Source organism: Hydrogenophaga taeniospiralis CCUG 15921 (genome assembly GCF_001592305.1).
Classification (GTDB): Bacteria; Pseudomonadota; Gammaproteobacteria; order Burkholderiales; family Burkholderiaceae_C; genus Hydrogenophaga; species Hydrogenophaga taeniospiralis.
The window spans coordinates 130,653-145,338 of record NZ_BCWR01000019.1 but is presented as its reverse complement, the minus strand read 5'-3'; the positions used below and the strand labels follow the sequence as shown (position 1 = coordinate 145,338).

The following is a 14,686-nucleotide window of genomic DNA, read 5'->3' as shown; positions in this document are numbered from 1 at the left end:
AGAGGTGTTGTGATCATCGTTCCGAGGGCGCCGCGCCGCGGCCCGTTGCCCGCGCATTCTGCCGCATGGCCCGCAGCACCGGCCAGGCGGCCAGACCGGCCACCAGGTGCTTGAGGCTGTGGCCCGACACCACCTCGCCCGTGGCGTGGAACACCGCTTCGTCGCCCAGCTCCAGCAGCTTGGCCAGCGCATACAGGCCGATCAGCACGCCGAGGCGCACCCCCAGGGCGCCGGCCCGGGGCGGGTACAGCGCGAGCCAGACCATGAGCGCCATGCCGCCGAACTGCACCACGGCCCAAGGCAGCACATTGCCGTGGGTGAGCGGCATCACGGCCGAGAGCAGCGCCACCACCAGCGTCAGGCGCATCACGCACGCCGCCGGCTTCTGCCCCACGCGCTCGGCCACCGCCAGCGCCAGCGCACCGGCAAAGGTGACCGCCATGCCCATGCGGTCGAGCACCAGGCCGTGGGCATCGGGCGCCCAGTGGTACCAGGCCGAGCCGAAACCCGTGGCCAACAGGCCACCGAAGAACACGGCCAGGGCCAGCCGGGTGCCCGGCGCCCAGGGGCCATCGCGCAGCAGCATCCACCCGCCCAGCAGACCCGCGACCCCCAACGCCAGGTTGGTCCAGACGTCCATGAAGTTGGGCACGCCCCAGAGGCTTCGGGCGTCCACGAACGGATGGCCATGGGCATGCAGCGCGGCATGGCCATGGGCATTGAGCGCCAGGCCGCTGTGCGCCAGCCAGGCCGGCCCGGCGATCACCGCCAGCAGCCAGAGCACCAGCAGCGCGGTGCCCAGGGTCACCAGCCGCTGCCCGACGGGTGACAAGGGCATGGATCGCAGCACACACGGGGTGGTGGGGCGGGAGGTGGCAGACCTGACGGACAAGGACATGAGGGCACTCCGGTGGCGCATGGGCCGGGTGAAACAAACAGGACAGGGGGTGAGACCGGGGCGCAGTGTCTGAGTGGCCCGCGTCCAGACGGGTCAACTTCCGATACAGTGCACCCACTTCCAACCAGAGGTATCGATATCCGATACCCGATCCGCACGAAGGCATTCCTCATGAGCACCACCCAGGATCTGGTCACCGCCCTGAAGAAGGAACTCAAGACCGCGCAGATGACCTACGCCGATCTGGCGCGGGCCATGGGCATGGCGGAGTCGAGCGTGAAACGCATGCTGGCCAAGGGCGACATGTCGCTCTCTCGCGTGGACGAGATCTGCCGCGCGCTCAAGCTGGACTTCGCCGACCTGGCGCGCCGCGTGGCCGACGCCCAGCCGCTGCTGCGCGAGATGACGGCCGAACAGGAGCGCGCCGTGGTGGCCGACAAGAAGCTGCTGCTGGTCGCGATCTGTGTGCTCAGCCAGTGGACGCTGGAGCAGATCACCGCGGCCTACCGGCTCAGCGAGGCCGAGTGCGTGAGCTGCCTGGCGCAGCTCGACCGCATCGGCATCATCGAGCTGCGCCCGCTCAACCGCTACCGCCTCAAGCTCGCCAAGACCTTTCGCTGGCGGCCGCACGGCCCGGTGATGAACTACTTCCGCGACCACGCCCTGCTCGACTATTTCGCGGGCGGCTTCGACGGCTCGGGCGAGGGCCTGCTGCTGGTGCACGGCTCGATCAGCCGCGCGCTCGCGCCGATCTTCGTGGAGCGGCTGCAGCGCGTGGCGCAGGACTTTGCCCAGCAGCACCAGACCGACCAGAAGCTGGCCGAGAAGGACCGCGGGGGCTACACGCTGGTGCTGGCGATGCGGGGATGGGAATTTGAAGCCTTCAGTCGACTTCGTCGGTGAAGGCCCCCCCGCGCCGCTTCGCGTCACCCCCCAAAGGGGGGCGGCACTGGCGGCCCGGCGGAGCCGGTTCCGCGGTGCCCTGGGGTTGGCTCCCCCTCTGAGGCGGCGCCCTGGAAACAACGCCTTGTTCATGGGGTCGCAGGCCTGGCTCAACACCCATCCGGGCTTCGACAGGCTCGGCCCCTAGCGGATGGTTGGGCTTCCCACAAACGCGTCGCCCCAAGCGCTGGCATGATGTCGGGCTTGCCCGACAGCGGGCCCACTTCTTTTCCTGCTCCGCACGCACTCATGAACGCACCCGCCAACGACTCGCCCGACCACACCGCTGCGGCCCCCGCTGAAGCCCGCGCCTCGGCGCCCACCGGCGCCGCGCCACGCGGCCAGCGGCCGAACCGTGGCCGCCGCCCGCAACGCCCGGCCGCCGAGCGTCCCGCGGGCCCGGCGCCCGCGCGCCAGCACCCGGTGCTGGACCAGTTGGCCACGCTCTACCCGGTGCTGTTCGGCGAGGTGCTGCTGCCCCTCAAGCGCGGCATCTATCAGGACCTGCTGGCCGCACAGCCCGACGCCCTGGACAAGGACGGGCTCAAAGCAGCGCTCGCGCTGCACACGCGCTCCACGCGCTACCTGACGGTGGTGGCCTCCGGCCTGCCGCGCCACAACCTGGCCGGCGAGCCGGTCGAAGACCTCACGCCCGAGCAGGTGCACCACGCGCTGATCGAGGTGTTTCGCCGCCGTGGCGCGCGCAGCCGCGAAGACCTGCGGCCCAAACTGCGCCAGCGCATTCTGAAAGCGTTTGAAGCCTCCGGCCTGGAACGCGACGAATACGCCGAACGCGTGCACGGCCGCGACGAGGAAGTGAACCAGCTGACCCGCGACGCGCTGGCCGAAGCCGCCCGCCAGGCCGCGCGCGAAGAGGCCCTGCTGCGCACCTTCGAGGCCAGCGGAAAGACCCTCGCCGAATTCGCCGACATGTACGGTCTGCACGTGCTGGACGCCAACCGCACGCTGGAGCGTGCCCGGGCCCGCCTGAACCGCGCCGCCACGCCGGCCGCCGAGGCCCCCGCTGCAACCACCGGCGCAACGCCCGACGCAGACAGCGACGCAGACAGCGACGCAACCGCGGCCGAACCCGGCGCCCCCTCCCCCGCCCCATGAACCCGGCCCCGCCCGCCGCCACCGCCGAATCGCCCTACGCGTGGTTCCGGCTGGTGGTGTCGCTGGCGCTGATGACGCTGGGCGGCGCGGGCATGTATGCGGTCACGGTGGTGCTGCCACGCATCCAGGCCGACTTCGACGTGGCGCGCGGCGACGCCTCGCTGCCCTACACGCTGACCATGGTGGGCTTCGGCCTCGGCGGCATCCTCATGGGCCGGCTGTCGGACCGGTTCGGCGTGATGGTGCCGGTGCTGGGCGGCGCGGTGGGTCTGGGCCTGGGTTTCATCGCCGCGGGCGCGGCCCAGAGCCTGTGGCAGTTCAGCCTGGCGCAGGGCCTCCTGATCGGCCTGCTGGGCACCTCGGCCACGTTTGCGCCACTGGTGGCCGACACCTCGCGCTGGTTCACCCGGCGCCGCGGCATCGCGCTGGCGATCTGCATGAGCGGCAACTACCTGGCCGGCGCCGTCTGGCCGCCGGTGATCCAGTATTTCATCGACCACGGCGGCTGGCGCCAGGCCTACACCGGCATCGGCGCGTTCTGTCTGCTGGTGATGTTGCCGCTGGCGCTGGTGCTGCGGCGCCGCCCGCCCGCGCAGCCGGGTCCTGAACCCGCGGCCAAGGACATCCACCACCCCGCCGCCGCCCAGGGCGAACGCCCGCTCGGCCTCTCGCCCGGCACGCTGCAGGCCCTGCTGTGCGTGGCCGGCGTGTCGTGCTGCGTGGCGATGTCGATGCCGCAGGTGCACATCGTGGCCTACTGCACCGATCTGGGTTTTGGCGCAGCGCGCGGTGCGGAGATGCTGTCGGTGATGCTGGGCATGGGCATCGCGAGCCGGCTGATCTCGGGCTGGATCTCGGACCACATCGGCGGCCTGCGCACCCTGCTGCTGGGCTCGGTGCTGCAGGGTGTGGCGCTGCTGATGTTCCTGCCCTTCGACGGCCTGGTGCCGCTGTACCTGATCTCGGGAATGTTTGGCCTGTTCCAGGGCGGCATCGTGCCGAGCTACGCGCTGATCGTCCGCGAACACTTCTCGCCCGCCCAGGCCGGCGCGCGCGTGGGCACGGTGCTCATGGCCACGCTGCTGGGCATGGCACTGGGCGGCTGGATGTCGGGCGCGATCTTCGACCTGACCGGTTCCTACCAGGCGGCCTTCCTCAACGGCATCGCCTTCAACCTGCTCAACATCGGCATCGTTCTGTTCCTGCTCAAGCGGGCCCGTGGCACGGGTGCAGGCCATGCCCGGGCCCGGGTTGCTCCCATCTGAGCGTTTGCCTTCCGCGTGACCGCAATGCGTGAAGCGGTCCAACCCAAGGGCACCGCCGGGCCGGCTCTGCCGGACGGCCAGTGCCGCCCCCTGGAGGGGGTAGCGCGAAGCGCTGCGGGGGTGTCGTCCTACACCGGCATGGTGAACACGGTCAGCACGCCGGTGTAGCCATAGAGCCGGTGGTGCGCGATTTCGCCGCCTGCGAAAAAACCCACCAGGGGCACGTCGCCCAGTGCCCGGCGCACGATCTGCAGCTCGGCGCTGGGGGCGCCAAAGTGCGGGCCACCCCGGCCGGCGCAGCTCACGTACACCGCGCCCGCGATGCGGCGCGCCGGGTGGGGCGCGGCCTCCAGCTCGTGGGCGGCCAGCGCAGCGGCCACCGGCAGGCTGAGCTCTTCGGGTTCGAGTTCCTCGCGAATCTCCGCACACACCCGCGTGAGGTCGGCGCGCGCGGCCTGCGCGTTGCGCTCGCACAGCGCCAGCCGCGTACCCACGGGGGGCGTGTCGGCAATGGCCATGCCCCGGCGCCCCGGGTCCAGACCGATGATGTGGCGCACCAGGACTTCGGGGCCGAACTGGCCACGCGCCTGGCGCTCGCGCGGGCCGGCGGCGTCGGCCAGTGCGTGCTGCGGCAGGGTCAGGCCCACCAGGGTGGTGCGCAGCCGGTCGATCGCTTCCTGCGGCCGCTCCAGCGTGATGTCCAGGGAGCGCAGCAACACATCCAGCGCGGGTTCGCCGTCGAGCGAGAGCACGAGGTTGCCTTCGATGGCGGTGATGCCGCGCTCCCGGTCCACCGGTTGCGCGCCCTGTGTGACGCGCGACACCAGCCCCACGTCGGGCCCGAAGGCCACGCCGCTCAGGCCGCCGTGAAACACCCCACTGGCCGCGCCGTGGCCGCGCAGATTGCCCGCGCTGCTGAAGGCGAACTGCACACTGGCGTCGCGGCTGCCCGCCAGACCACCGAACAGATAACCGCTGGCGGTGCGCTCGGCCACCTCGGCGATCAGCTCGGCCAGCTCGGGCGTGCCGCTGTCGGCGTGCACGAGGGCGGTGTGGGCCACGAAGCCATCGGCCCCCGGCTCGCGCCCGCTGGCCGAGAGCGGGGCCACACCGCTGAACACGCGGTACTGGTCGGGGCTGAGGTCGCACAGCATCACGGCCAGCGCGGGTTCGTCGAAGTACTCGACGTTGTTGGCCGACACCCCCACGCCCACCGTGCCGGCCCAGTCGGTCACCTCGGGCAGCTCGGCGCTGAGGTGTTCCAGGATGGCCTGGGCTTCGCTGGCGTAGTGGTCGGTGATATAGAGCAGCGCCAGCGCGGGCGCTTTGGCGTGGTCAGGCAGCGCCATCTGCGCGCGCAACTGCGCCAGCACCAGGGCGGCGGCCATGCGCCACTGGGGGTGGGTGGCGTGGGCGTAGGGAAAGAGTTTCATGGGGTATGGACCACGCCGCTGGCGCCGGGTTCAGTCCGCCCGATCAACGCTGGCGCGTGCCGCTGCGCGCGGCCTTGTCGGTGGCGGCTTTCCTGACCGTGGCTTTCTTCGCGGTCGCCTTCTTCTTCGCGACCGCGCGGGGTTTGGGGGCCTGGGCGGGCGGGGCGGGCTGGAAGCCGGTCATGGGGAAAAACGAGGTGGGCAACGGCCAGTCACCGGCGGACATCGGCTGGGCCGCCTTGCGGGCGGCGGGCGCCGCGGCGGCGCGTGTGCGGCTGGGCGCCTTCTTGGCCGCTGGCGCGGGGGCGGCTGGGCGGGGGGCGGCTTTCTTCGCCACGGGCGGGGCGGCGCGCTGGCGCCCGGTCACGGCCCGCGCCGCCGCCTGCCCCAGGCCGGCGGCGGTGCCCACGTTGCGTGCCACGGTGTCGCTCAGGCCACGCGTGACCTTGCCGGCCATGCCAGTGGCGGTTTTCACGGCCTGCTCGGTCAGGCCGCTGGCCACCTGGCGGGTGGTGTCGAGCGCGGTCTGTTTGGCCACGTCCTTCAGCGCGGAGGCCGCGATGGTCTGGAACTGCTGGGACAGGGCGCCCCACCACTGCATGGGGTCCACCACACCACCCGCGGGTGCGGCAGCCTGTGCGGCTGGGGTCGCCGGCCGCGCCCGGGTCTTGCGGGGCCGGGCCATGGGTGGGGGCGCCGGTTCGTCTTCTTCGTCGTCAGCTTCGTCGGCCTGCGCCTCCGCCGCTGGGGGGTTGCCGTAGGTGCGGGGCGGGATTTCGAGGCCGGCGAAGGCGGTGTGGGCAGGAGCCGCGGCGGGCGCGCCGCCGGTGAAGCTGGCCACGGTGTCGGCGGCCTTGATCTTCAGCGCGTTGGCCACGTCGCCCAGGCTGAAGTTCATGTTCTTCAGCGTGGCCAGCGTCATCTTCTGCACTTCCAGCGCCTGGATGGTGGCCCCCAGCGCCTTGGAATTCTGGTCGAGCCAGAAATGCACGGCCTTGAGCTCTTCGATGCGTTTTTCCAGGTCTTCCACATTGAACGTGGGAGCGACCCAGTTGCCCAGGTTGGGCAGCTGCGGAATGCTGTTGCCGATGCCCTGCGCCACGCCCCCGGCGGCTTGACCGGCCAGGTTCTGCAGGAACTCGAAGCCCGGCACGAATTTGCCGAAACCGCTGCCCGATGTGTCGCTCATGAAGGTCTCCTGATGGATCGTTCCGCGGTGGCTCTCAGCCGTCCACGCCATAGCGGGGCACGCGCCGTTCCCGCAAGGATGCCACACCTTCGTGCACGTCGGGGCCGCCAAAACCCATGAATTCCAGGGCCAGCGAGGTGTCGAACGCCGGGCCGGCCTGGCGCAGCCAGTTGTTGAGCGAATACTTGGTCCAGCGGATCGCGGTCTGGCTGCCCGAGGCCAGGCGGTCGGCCACCTCGTAGGCCTTGTCGAGCAACGCGTCGTCATCCACCGCGAGCGACACCAGGCCGATGCGCTCGGCCTCTTCGCCGCTGATGGGGTCGCACAGCAGCAGGTAGTACTTGGCCTTGGCCAGGCCACACAGCAGCGGCCAGACGATGGCCGCGTGGTCGCCCGCCGCCACGCCCAGGCGGGTGTGGCCGTCGACGATCTTGGCGCTCTTCGCGGCGATGGAGATGTCGGCCAGCAGGCCGGCCACCAGGCCCGCACCCACGGCCGGGCCGTGCATGGCACTGACGATGGGCTTGTCGCAATTGATCACGTTGTAGACCAGGTCGCGGGCCTCTTTCCAGACCCGGGTGCGCACCTCGAAGTCGCTCGCCATGTCCTGCACCAGGGCCAGATCGCCGCCGCCCGAAAAGCCCAGACCGCTGCCGCGCAGCACGGCGCAGCGCACGCTGTCGTCGCGCCCCACGTCGCGCCAGATCTCGCTCAGTTCCCAATGGCCTTCGTGGCCGGCGGTGGGCAGTTTGCCGTTGCCACCGGGGCCGTCGGCGCGCATCTGGATGTCGAGCACCGAGGGCACGCCGTCCACGGGCGGGCCGCGGCGGCTGATAGCGAGGGTCTGGTAGCGGCTGTAGTCCACAGGGGTCATGGCTGTCTCCGTTGCCGGGGTCCGTCGCCCCGGGAGCTGGGTGGAATGATCGGGCGATTCTGCCCCGTTTGACCGACCGGACTGGCCCGATTCGCCGGGAATCCAGGCCACGGACTGGCGCTCCGGCGCAGGCCCAGGCCGCGCCCCATCGGGCGGGACTTGACGTGTGTCAACGCCCCTGTCAGGGTACAGGCGCAGTATGTCTGTCATGGCGCCGGGCGCGAGCCATCGCCCGCGGCGCTTCCCAGAACCCCGAGGAGAGCTTGCATGAGTCAGAACGTTTCCGATACTTTTGCCAACCAGCTGCGCGAGATGCGCACCGAGCTGCTGGGCCAGTTGCGCGCCCAGCGGGGCGGCAAGATCAGCCGTGCCGAGGCGGCCGCAGACGCCCGCGAGGCCGGCAGCGACGACTGGGCGCAGGCCGAAACCGAGCGCGACCTGGCCTTCGGGCTGGAAGAGCGCGAATCCGCCGAGCTGGTCGCCATCGACGAGGCGCTCAAACGCATCGCCGATGGCAGCTACGGCCTGTGCGTCGACTGCGGCGTCGCCATCCCCACCGCGCGGCTGCACGCCAACCCGACCGCGTTGCGCTGCGTCGCCTGCCAGGAGAAGGCCGAGCAGGCCTGACACCGAGCACGCCCACCGGCGCGCCTTTTCTTTTTTTCCGGAGGTTTTCCCATGTCCACTTTTCACGCTGTCGTATGGATGGACCGCCGCGAGGCCCATGTGTTGATGTTCGATCGTGAACATGTCGAGTCCGAGAGCATCAAGTCCCGCTCGCACCACAAGGCCACCGGCGGCCATGTGGGCTCGCACCAGTTGATGCATGGACGCGGCCCCGCGGCCAGTGGCAACCATTCCCCCGAGGGCGGGCACAACTCGGCCGACGACAATTTCTACCACGAGGTCGCGCAGGCGCTCCAGGGCGTGCGCGAGATTCTGGTGACCGGCCCGGCGCAGGCCAAGGACGAGTTCCGTGCCCATTGCCAGCACCACGACAAGGACATCGCCAGCGCCATCGTCGATGTGGTGTCTGCCGACCACCCCACCGACCGCCAGCTGGTGGCCATGGCGCGCCAGTATTTCCTGAAGCACGACCAGAACGCCGGCGACCCCACGCAGCGCTGAGCCCCGGTGGCGGCAGCGTTTTTTCGCCTACGCCAGAGCAGCACATCCGCTGAGCGGCTATCCTGCCCCGATGCCGACCCACAGCCCCCAGACCCTTCCCGCGCGCAGCCTGTTCCACCTGGCGTTCCATGTGACCGACCTCGACGTGGCGCGCCGCTTCTACGGTGGCGTGCTGGGTTGCGCCGAAGGCCGGAGCACCGACACCTGGGTGGACTTCGACTTTTTCAGTCACCAGATCTCGCTGCACCTGGGCGAGCCGTTCAAGACCACGCGCACGGGCCGTGTGGGCGACCACCTGGTGCCCATGCCGCACTTTGGCCTGGTGCTGTTGCTGCCCGACTGGCAGGCCTTGGCCGAGCGGCTGGAGCGCGCGGGCATGGACTTCGTGTTGCGCCCGCAGGTCCGCTTCGAAGGCCAGCCGGGGGAGCAGTGGACGATGTTCTTCTGCGACCCGTTCGGCAACCCTATCGAGATCAAGGGCTTTGCCTCGCTGGCGCAGGTGTATGCCCAATGATGGCGGCGCGGGTACCGATGCGGTGGGTCGATGAGCGGCCCGTTCGCGGCGCTAGACGTCGCCACGCGCGCGTCTGTTGGCCGTTAGCATCGATCCCCTGAACGTCGCTCAAGAGGCACGCACCAAGCGCCCGAGACTGCATCCACAACACTCCATTTCCCCACCAGGTCGTCATGCGTTCATCCTCTTCTTCCTCCGGTCTTTCGCGACGCTCTTTCAATGGCTTGATCGCCGGCGCTGCCGTGCTGGGTGCGCCCACCCTGAGGGCCCAGTCGGGCAACCGTCTGGTGCTGGGCCAGTCGGCCGCGTTCACCGGCGCCGCCGCCCAGTTGGGCATCCAGTTCCACGCGGGTGCCAAGCTGTATTTCGACCAGCTCAACGCCCAGGGGGGTGTGAACCAGACCCATATCGAGTTGCGCCAGCTCGATGACGGCTACGAGCCCGACCGTTGTGCCGAGAACACGAGCAAGCTGCTGGCCGACGAGGTGTTCGCGCTGTTTGGCTACATCGGTACGCCCACCAGCGTGGTGGCACTGCCGCTGGCGATCAAGGCCCAGACCCCGTTCTTCGCCCCCTTCACCGGCGCCATGGGGCTGCGCCAGCCGTTCAACCGCATGGCGTTTCACATGCGGGCGTCGTACAACGACGAAACCGCGCTGATCGTGCGCCAGCTCACCCACCTGGGCCTGAAGAAGATCGCGGTGTTCTACCAGAACGATGCGTACGGCAAGGCCGGCCTGAGTGGCGTGAACCTGGCACTGGAGGCCCAGTCGCTCAAGCCGGTGGCGACCGCCACCGTTGAGCGCAACTCGGTCGACGTGGCCGAAGCGGTGAAGATCCTCAACGCGGCCCAGCCCGACGCGGTGGTGCAGATCAGCGCCTACGCGTCCTGCGCCGCCTACATCCGCGCGGCGCGCAAGGCGGGCTTCGGCGGCAGCTTCTACAACGTGTCCTTCGTGGGCACGCAGGCCCTGGCCGATGCCTTGGGCAAAGAGGGCGCCGGCGTGGCCGTCACGCAGGTGGTGCCTTCGCCGTACAGCTCGTCCCGGCCGCTGACCCGTGAGTTCCTGGCGATGATCGCCCAGGGCGGCAACAAGGTGCAGCCCAACTTCTCCAGCATGGAAGGTTTCATGGCGGCCAAGCTGTTCACCGAGGGCCTGCGCCGTGGTGGTTCGGGCCGGCCGACCCGCAACAGCCTGATCGAAGGGCTGGAGAGCATCCGCGACCTGTCCATGGGCGGATTCAACGTGTCGTTCGGCCCCGACAACCACGTGGCCTCCAAGTTCGTGGAGCTCTCCATGCTCACCGGCGACGGGCGCATCCGCACCTGAACGCCTGAACCGGGGTGGGCCGGGGCGGGCCCACCGCGGCACCGGTGGTCAGCGACCCAGCGGCGCGATCTTCTGGTCGATGGCGCCGAAGATGCTCTGGCCGTCCTTGCCTTTCATCTCGATGCGGATGGTGTCACCGAACTTCATGAATTCGGTGCTCGGCTGGCCATCGAGGATGGTTTCGATGCAGCGCTTTTCAGCGATGCAGCTGTAGCCCTTGGGCCATTCCTTGCGCCCGTCCACCTCGATCGCCTTGTTGCTCACGGTGCCCGAGCCCACGATGGAGCCGGCGCGCACGTTGCGCGTCTTGCAGATGTGGGCGATCAGCTGGCCGAAGTGGAAGGTCATTTCCGGTCCGGCATCGCACATGCCGACCTTGCGACCGTTCCAGGTCGATTGCAGCGTGAGGTTCACCCGGCCACCGGCCCAGGCGTCGCCCAGCTCGTCGGGCGTGACCGCCACCGGACTGAAGGCGCTGGCGGGTTTGCTCTGGAAGAAGCCGAAGCCCTTGGCCAGCTCGGCCGGGATCAGGTTGCGCAGCGACACATCGTTCACCAGCATCAGCAGGCGCACACCATCAAGCGCCTGCTCGGGACTGGCCCCCATGGCCACGTCGCCCGTCACCACGGCGATCTCGGCCTCGAAGTCGATGCCGAAGTCTTCGCTGGGCACGACCACGTCGTCGCAAGGGCCAATGAAGTCGTCGCTGCCGCCCTGGTACATCAGCGGATCGGTGTAGAAGGAAGATGGCACCTCGCTGCTGCGCGCCGCGCGCACCAGCTCCACGTGGTTGATGTAGGCCGAGCCGTCGGCCCACTGGTAGGCGCGCGGCAGCGGCGCCATGCATTGGGCGGGGTCAAACGGGAAAGCGTGGCGCGCCTTGCCCTGGTTGAGCGTGACGTACAGGTCGTGCAACTGGGGGGCGTGGAAGTTCCAGTCGTCCAGTGCCTGCTGCAGCTTGTGGGCGATGCCCGTCGCATAATGAGCGGTCGACAGATCGCGTGAAACAACCACCAGTTGTCCGTCGCGCGAGCCGTCTTTGTAAGTGGCGAGTTTCATGCAAGTCTCCTGCTGCGGGTTCTTTGAGGTGCCATGATTCTGCCCCCCGGCCAAGCGCTCACGCGACCGACCGCCGGGTGGCTCCCCGGGAGCCATCATGCACATGAAATTACGAATAGTGAAATCAGTTAACCTATCCGTAAGAATCGGATTCTAGAACAAAGTCCCGACGCGCATGCAATGACCCCGGAATTCCCCCTGGAACCCGCCCACGGTCCCACCGTGCAAAACCGACCTCCCCTCCCGCCCACCATGCCCGCCGCCCCTCGCTCCCCCGCCACCGCTGTAGCACCGGCCCGCGCACCACGGCGCACGGCCGCGCCCGCCACCGAACCGACCGATGACGACGAGCCCTTGCGCGCGGGCATCCAGTCGGTCGAGGTCGGCTTCGAGCTGCTCAACGCGCTCTCGAACGCACCGGGTTCGCTGATGCTGCGCGACCTGGCCGCGGCCGCCGGCATGAGCGCTGCCAAGGCGCACCGTTACCTCGTGAGCTTCCAGCGCATGGGCCTGGTGATGCAGGATCCGGCCACCACCCGCTACGACCTCGGCCCCGCCGCCCTGCGCCTGGGCCTGGCCAGCCTGAGCCGGATCGATGGCGTCAAGCTCGCGCGCGAGCGGGTCGAGGCGCTGCTGCTGGAGACCGGTCACACCCTGGCCATCGCGGTCTGGGGCAACCAGGGCCCGACCATGGTGCACTGGGCCGAGGCCCCCCAGACGGTGCCGGTCACGCTGCGCCTGGGCGATGTGATGCCGCTGCTGACCTCGGCCACCGGCCGCTGCTTCGCCGCGTTCATGGGCCACGAAGGACGCGATGCCCAGCGCATCGCGCCCATGATCCGCGACGAGCTCGCGCGGCTGAAGAAACTGCCACGCAATGGCTTCGCGGCGGCCGACCTGCCGCAGAGCCAGGCCGACGTGCAGGCCGTGCTGGAGGAAACCCGCCGCCACGGCCTGGGGCGCGTGATCCACAGCCTGCTGCCCGGCGTGGGGGGCTTTTGCGCCCCGGTGTTCGATGCCCAGGGCCACCTGACGCTGGGCCTGGTGGTGCTGGGTTCGGTGACCACGCTCGACACGGCCTGGGACGGCGCACCCGCCACCGCCCTGCTGCGCTGCGCGCACCAGCTCAGCGCCGATCTGGGCCACACCCCGTCGCGCTGAAGCCGGCTTTTTTCTCCGCCTTGCCCCGCCCCATGCCCCGCTCCCGTCTCGACGCCTCGCCCCGCTGGCACGTGCTGCTGGGTCTGGCCGCCGGTGTGCTGGCACTGCACCTGCTGCTGTTGAGCGGTGGTGTGTCCAGCTGGTCGCTGGATCTGCTGGACAGCCCCGAGCCGAATGCCGGCCTGGCCCCCGTGCCTGCGGACCCGACAACCCCACCCGACACGGCCGCCGCATCGCCACCCGACGTGCCCCCCCCGGTCACCACCAGCACGGTGCGCTGGATCGTGCCCAAGCCCGTGCCCCCGGCGCCGCCTCCACCACCCAAGCCCAAACCCCAGGTGGTGAAGAAGCCGCCACCTCCAGCGCCGGAACCCGAAGAACCGCCACCGGTCGAGATCGCGGAAGCGCCACCGGAGCCACCGCCGGAGGAGCCCGAACCCACGCCGACCCCACCGGCCGAGGTCGCACCGCCGCCGGAGCCCGCACCCGAAACACCCGCCACCAGCGCGGCAGCGACCGGTGCGGCCCAGGAGAGCGCGAGTGAAACCGACGCCACGTTGCGGGACGCGCAGGTCCCGCCCAGCGCCGATCTGCGCTACGACGTGAGCGCCGACTCCAAGGGCATGCCGTATTCGGCCCGGGGCCATCTGAAATGGGAACAGGACGGGCAGCGCTACAAGACCAGCATGGAAATCAGTGTGCTGTTCCTGGGCAGCCTGACGCAGACCAGCGAAGGACAGATCAACGCCAAAGGCCTGGTCCCCGAGCGCTTCACCGACCGCAAGCGCAGCGAACGGGCGGCCCATTTTGACCATGCCACCCAACGCATCCGCTACAGCAACAATGCCCCGGACGCCCCCCTGCTGCCCGGGGTCCAGGACCGGCTCACGGTCAACCTGCAACTGGCCGCCCTGTTCAACGCCCAGCCCTCGGCCTTCCGCGAAGGCCAGACCCTGCGCCTGCCGGTCAGCGGCGTGGACGCGTCGGAGATCTGGTTGTTCCAGGTCGGACCACAGACCCGGCTGACCGTGCCCGCGGGTGACTTCGAGGTCCGCAAGCTGACCCGCAGCCCGCGCCGGCCCTACGACCGCATGGTCGAAGTCTGGCTGGCCCCGGCCCTGCACCACCTGCCGGTCCGCATGCGCGTCACCGAGCCCAACGGGGACTACTTTGACCTGCAGTTGCGTACCCCGCCGGAAACCGGTGCCGCATCGCCGCCCCCGCAGTGAGCCGGCACGCCCCGGGGCGCGCCACAAACAAGTGAGTGCATACACACTGAAATCACCAATCCACGCCTTGAGCCCCGGAAAGTGTGCCAAAAATGACACGCTTCTTGAATCTTCGCCGGTCGTGACCATCTAAATCACCAGACGGACTGCATAAGTCCAGCCGATTGCCGATATAAGGTTCATGAGGAACACAGGTTTCTCTCTTTCAAGGATGTCAGTCATGCACATGCTCTACGACTCGGATGCCTTTGCCGTGGTCCACATCCTCGCCAACGCCCAGATCGAGGGCGAGGTCGAACTGGACCAGGGCCCGCAAATCCCGCGCCACGGTTTCGAAATCGTGGACAAACGGTCGGGCAAAGAGGTCTACCTGGACGGCTCCTGGGCCGAAATGTTCCAGATCCAGATCACCGCCTGGCAACAGAACACCCCTTCGCAGGAAGAGGTGGAGGACACGTTGGAAGGCTATGCCACGCTGGCACAGATGCCGGTGGTGATGCACTAGAACGCTCCCCCCGCGCCGCGCCTAGGGGCGCGTCACCCCCCG

Annotated in this window: 15 protein-coding genes; 10 read left to right on the top strand and 5 right to left on the bottom strand. The window is 69.4% G+C overall.

What is annotated here, in order from left to right; all coding sequences use genetic code 11:
* Positions 1–13: 13 nt before the first annotated feature.
* Entirely contained in the window at positions 14–898 is an 885-nt protein-coding gene (locus HTA01S_RS20945; RefSeq protein ID WP_218017375.1) for a hypothetical protein, read from the bottom strand.
* A 171-nt stretch (positions 899–1,069) separates the two neighbouring features.
* On the opposite strand from HTA01S_RS20945, the gene HTA01S_RS20940 reads away from it, so the two are divergent.
* From HTA01S_RS20940 to HTA01S_RS20930, 3 genes are all read left to right on the top strand, one after another.
* Positions 1,070–1,801 (top strand): helix-turn-helix domain-containing protein, encoded by a 732-nt coding sequence (locus HTA01S_RS20940; RefSeq protein WP_068174861.1) that lies wholly within the window; start codon positions 1,070–1,072, stop codon positions 1,799–1,801.
* A gap of 288 nt (positions 1,802–2,089) precedes the next feature.
* Positions 2,090–2,956 carry a ProQ/FINO family protein gene (locus tag HTA01S_RS20935; RefSeq protein WP_084236398.1) on the top strand — a complete coding sequence of 289 codons (867 nt, stop codon included), beginning with the start codon at positions 2,090–2,092 and terminating at the stop codon, positions 2,954–2,956.
* Positions 2,953–4,221, top strand: a complete 1,269-nt coding sequence (locus HTA01S_RS20930) for an MFS transporter (RefSeq protein ID WP_068174859.1) — start codon at positions 2,953–2,955, stop codon at positions 4,219–4,221. Before HTA01S_RS20935 ends, HTA01S_RS20930 begins: the two co-directional genes overlap by 4 nt.
* 128 nt (positions 4,222–4,349) lie before the next feature.
* Here HTA01S_RS20930 and HTA01S_RS20925 read toward each other — a convergent pair whose 3' ends face one another.
* From HTA01S_RS20925 to HTA01S_RS20915, 3 genes are read right to left on the bottom strand one after another with little or no spacing between them, the layout of a single operon-like run.
* Positions 4,350–5,654, bottom strand: a complete 1,305-nt coding sequence (locus HTA01S_RS20925) for an FIST signal transduction protein (RefSeq protein ID WP_068174857.1) — start codon at positions 5,652–5,654, stop codon at positions 4,350–4,352.
* Positions 5,655–5,697: 43 nt separating this feature from the next.
* Positions 5,698–6,843 carry a PhaM family polyhydroxyalkanoate granule multifunctional regulatory protein gene (locus HTA01S_RS20920; protein ID WP_084236396.1) on the bottom strand — a complete coding sequence of 382 codons (1,146 nt, stop codon included), beginning with the start codon at positions 6,841–6,843 and terminating at the stop codon, positions 5,698–5,700.
* A 34-nt stretch (positions 6,844–6,877) separates the two neighbouring features.
* A complete protein-coding gene (locus HTA01S_RS20915) occupies positions 6,878–7,717 on the bottom strand; it encodes an enoyl-CoA hydratase/isomerase family protein (protein ID WP_218017374.1) in 840 nt (279 codons plus the stop codon).
* A 267-nt stretch (positions 7,718–7,984) separates the two neighbouring features.
* Here HTA01S_RS20915 and HTA01S_RS20910 point away from each other — a divergent pair, with 267 nt between their 5' ends.
* The 4 genes from HTA01S_RS20910 to HTA01S_RS20895 all read left to right on the top strand — a co-directional run bounded on the left by HTA01S_RS20910 (position 7,985) and on the right by HTA01S_RS20895 (position 10,690).
* A complete protein-coding gene (locus HTA01S_RS20910) occupies positions 7,985–8,344 on the top strand; it encodes a TraR/DksA family transcriptional regulator (protein WP_068174855.1) in 360 nt (119 codons plus the stop codon).
* Positions 8,345–8,395: 51 nt separating this feature from the next.
* Positions 8,396–8,845 (top strand): hypothetical protein, encoded by a 450-nt coding sequence (locus tag HTA01S_RS20905; protein ID WP_068174853.1) that lies wholly within the window; start codon positions 8,396–8,398, stop codon positions 8,843–8,845.
* Positions 8,846–8,915: 70 nt separating this feature from the next.
* On the top strand, positions 8,916–9,359 hold the full coding sequence (locus HTA01S_RS20900) for a VOC family protein (protein WP_068174851.1): 444 nt from the start codon (positions 8,916–8,918) through the stop codon (positions 9,357–9,359).
* Positions 9,360–9,532: 173 nt separating this feature from the next.
* Positions 9,533–10,690 carry an ABC transporter substrate-binding protein gene (locus tag HTA01S_RS20895; protein WP_068174849.1) on the top strand — a complete coding sequence of 386 codons (1,158 nt, stop codon included), beginning with the start codon at positions 9,533–9,535 and terminating at the stop codon, positions 10,688–10,690.
* Positions 10,691–10,738: 48 nt separating this feature from the next.
* On the opposite strand, the gene HTA01S_RS20890 is transcribed toward HTA01S_RS20895, so the two are convergent.
* A complete protein-coding gene (locus HTA01S_RS20890; protein ID WP_068174848.1) occupies positions 10,739–11,749 on the bottom strand; it encodes a fumarylacetoacetate hydrolase family protein in 1,011 nt (336 codons plus the stop codon).
* A 252-nt stretch (positions 11,750–12,001) separates the two neighbouring features.
* Here HTA01S_RS20890 and HTA01S_RS20885 point away from each other — a divergent pair, with 252 nt between their 5' ends.
* From HTA01S_RS20885 to HTA01S_RS20875, 3 genes are all read left to right on the top strand, one after another.
* Positions 12,002–12,910, top strand: a complete 909-nt coding sequence (locus HTA01S_RS20885) for an IclR family transcriptional regulator (RefSeq protein WP_084236394.1) — start codon at positions 12,002–12,004, stop codon at positions 12,908–12,910.
* Between the two features lie 32 nt (positions 12,911–12,942).
* A complete protein-coding gene (locus HTA01S_RS20880) occupies positions 12,943–14,139 on the top strand; it encodes a DUF3108 domain-containing protein (protein WP_068174846.1) in 1,197 nt (398 codons plus the stop codon).
* A 220-nt stretch (positions 14,140–14,359) separates the two neighbouring features.
* Positions 14,360–14,644, top strand: coding sequence for a BTH_I0359 family protein (locus HTA01S_RS20875; RefSeq protein WP_068174844.1), 285 nt, complete (start codon positions 14,360–14,362; stop codon positions 14,642–14,644).
* The last annotated feature ends 42 nt before the right edge of the window (positions 14,645–14,686 follow it).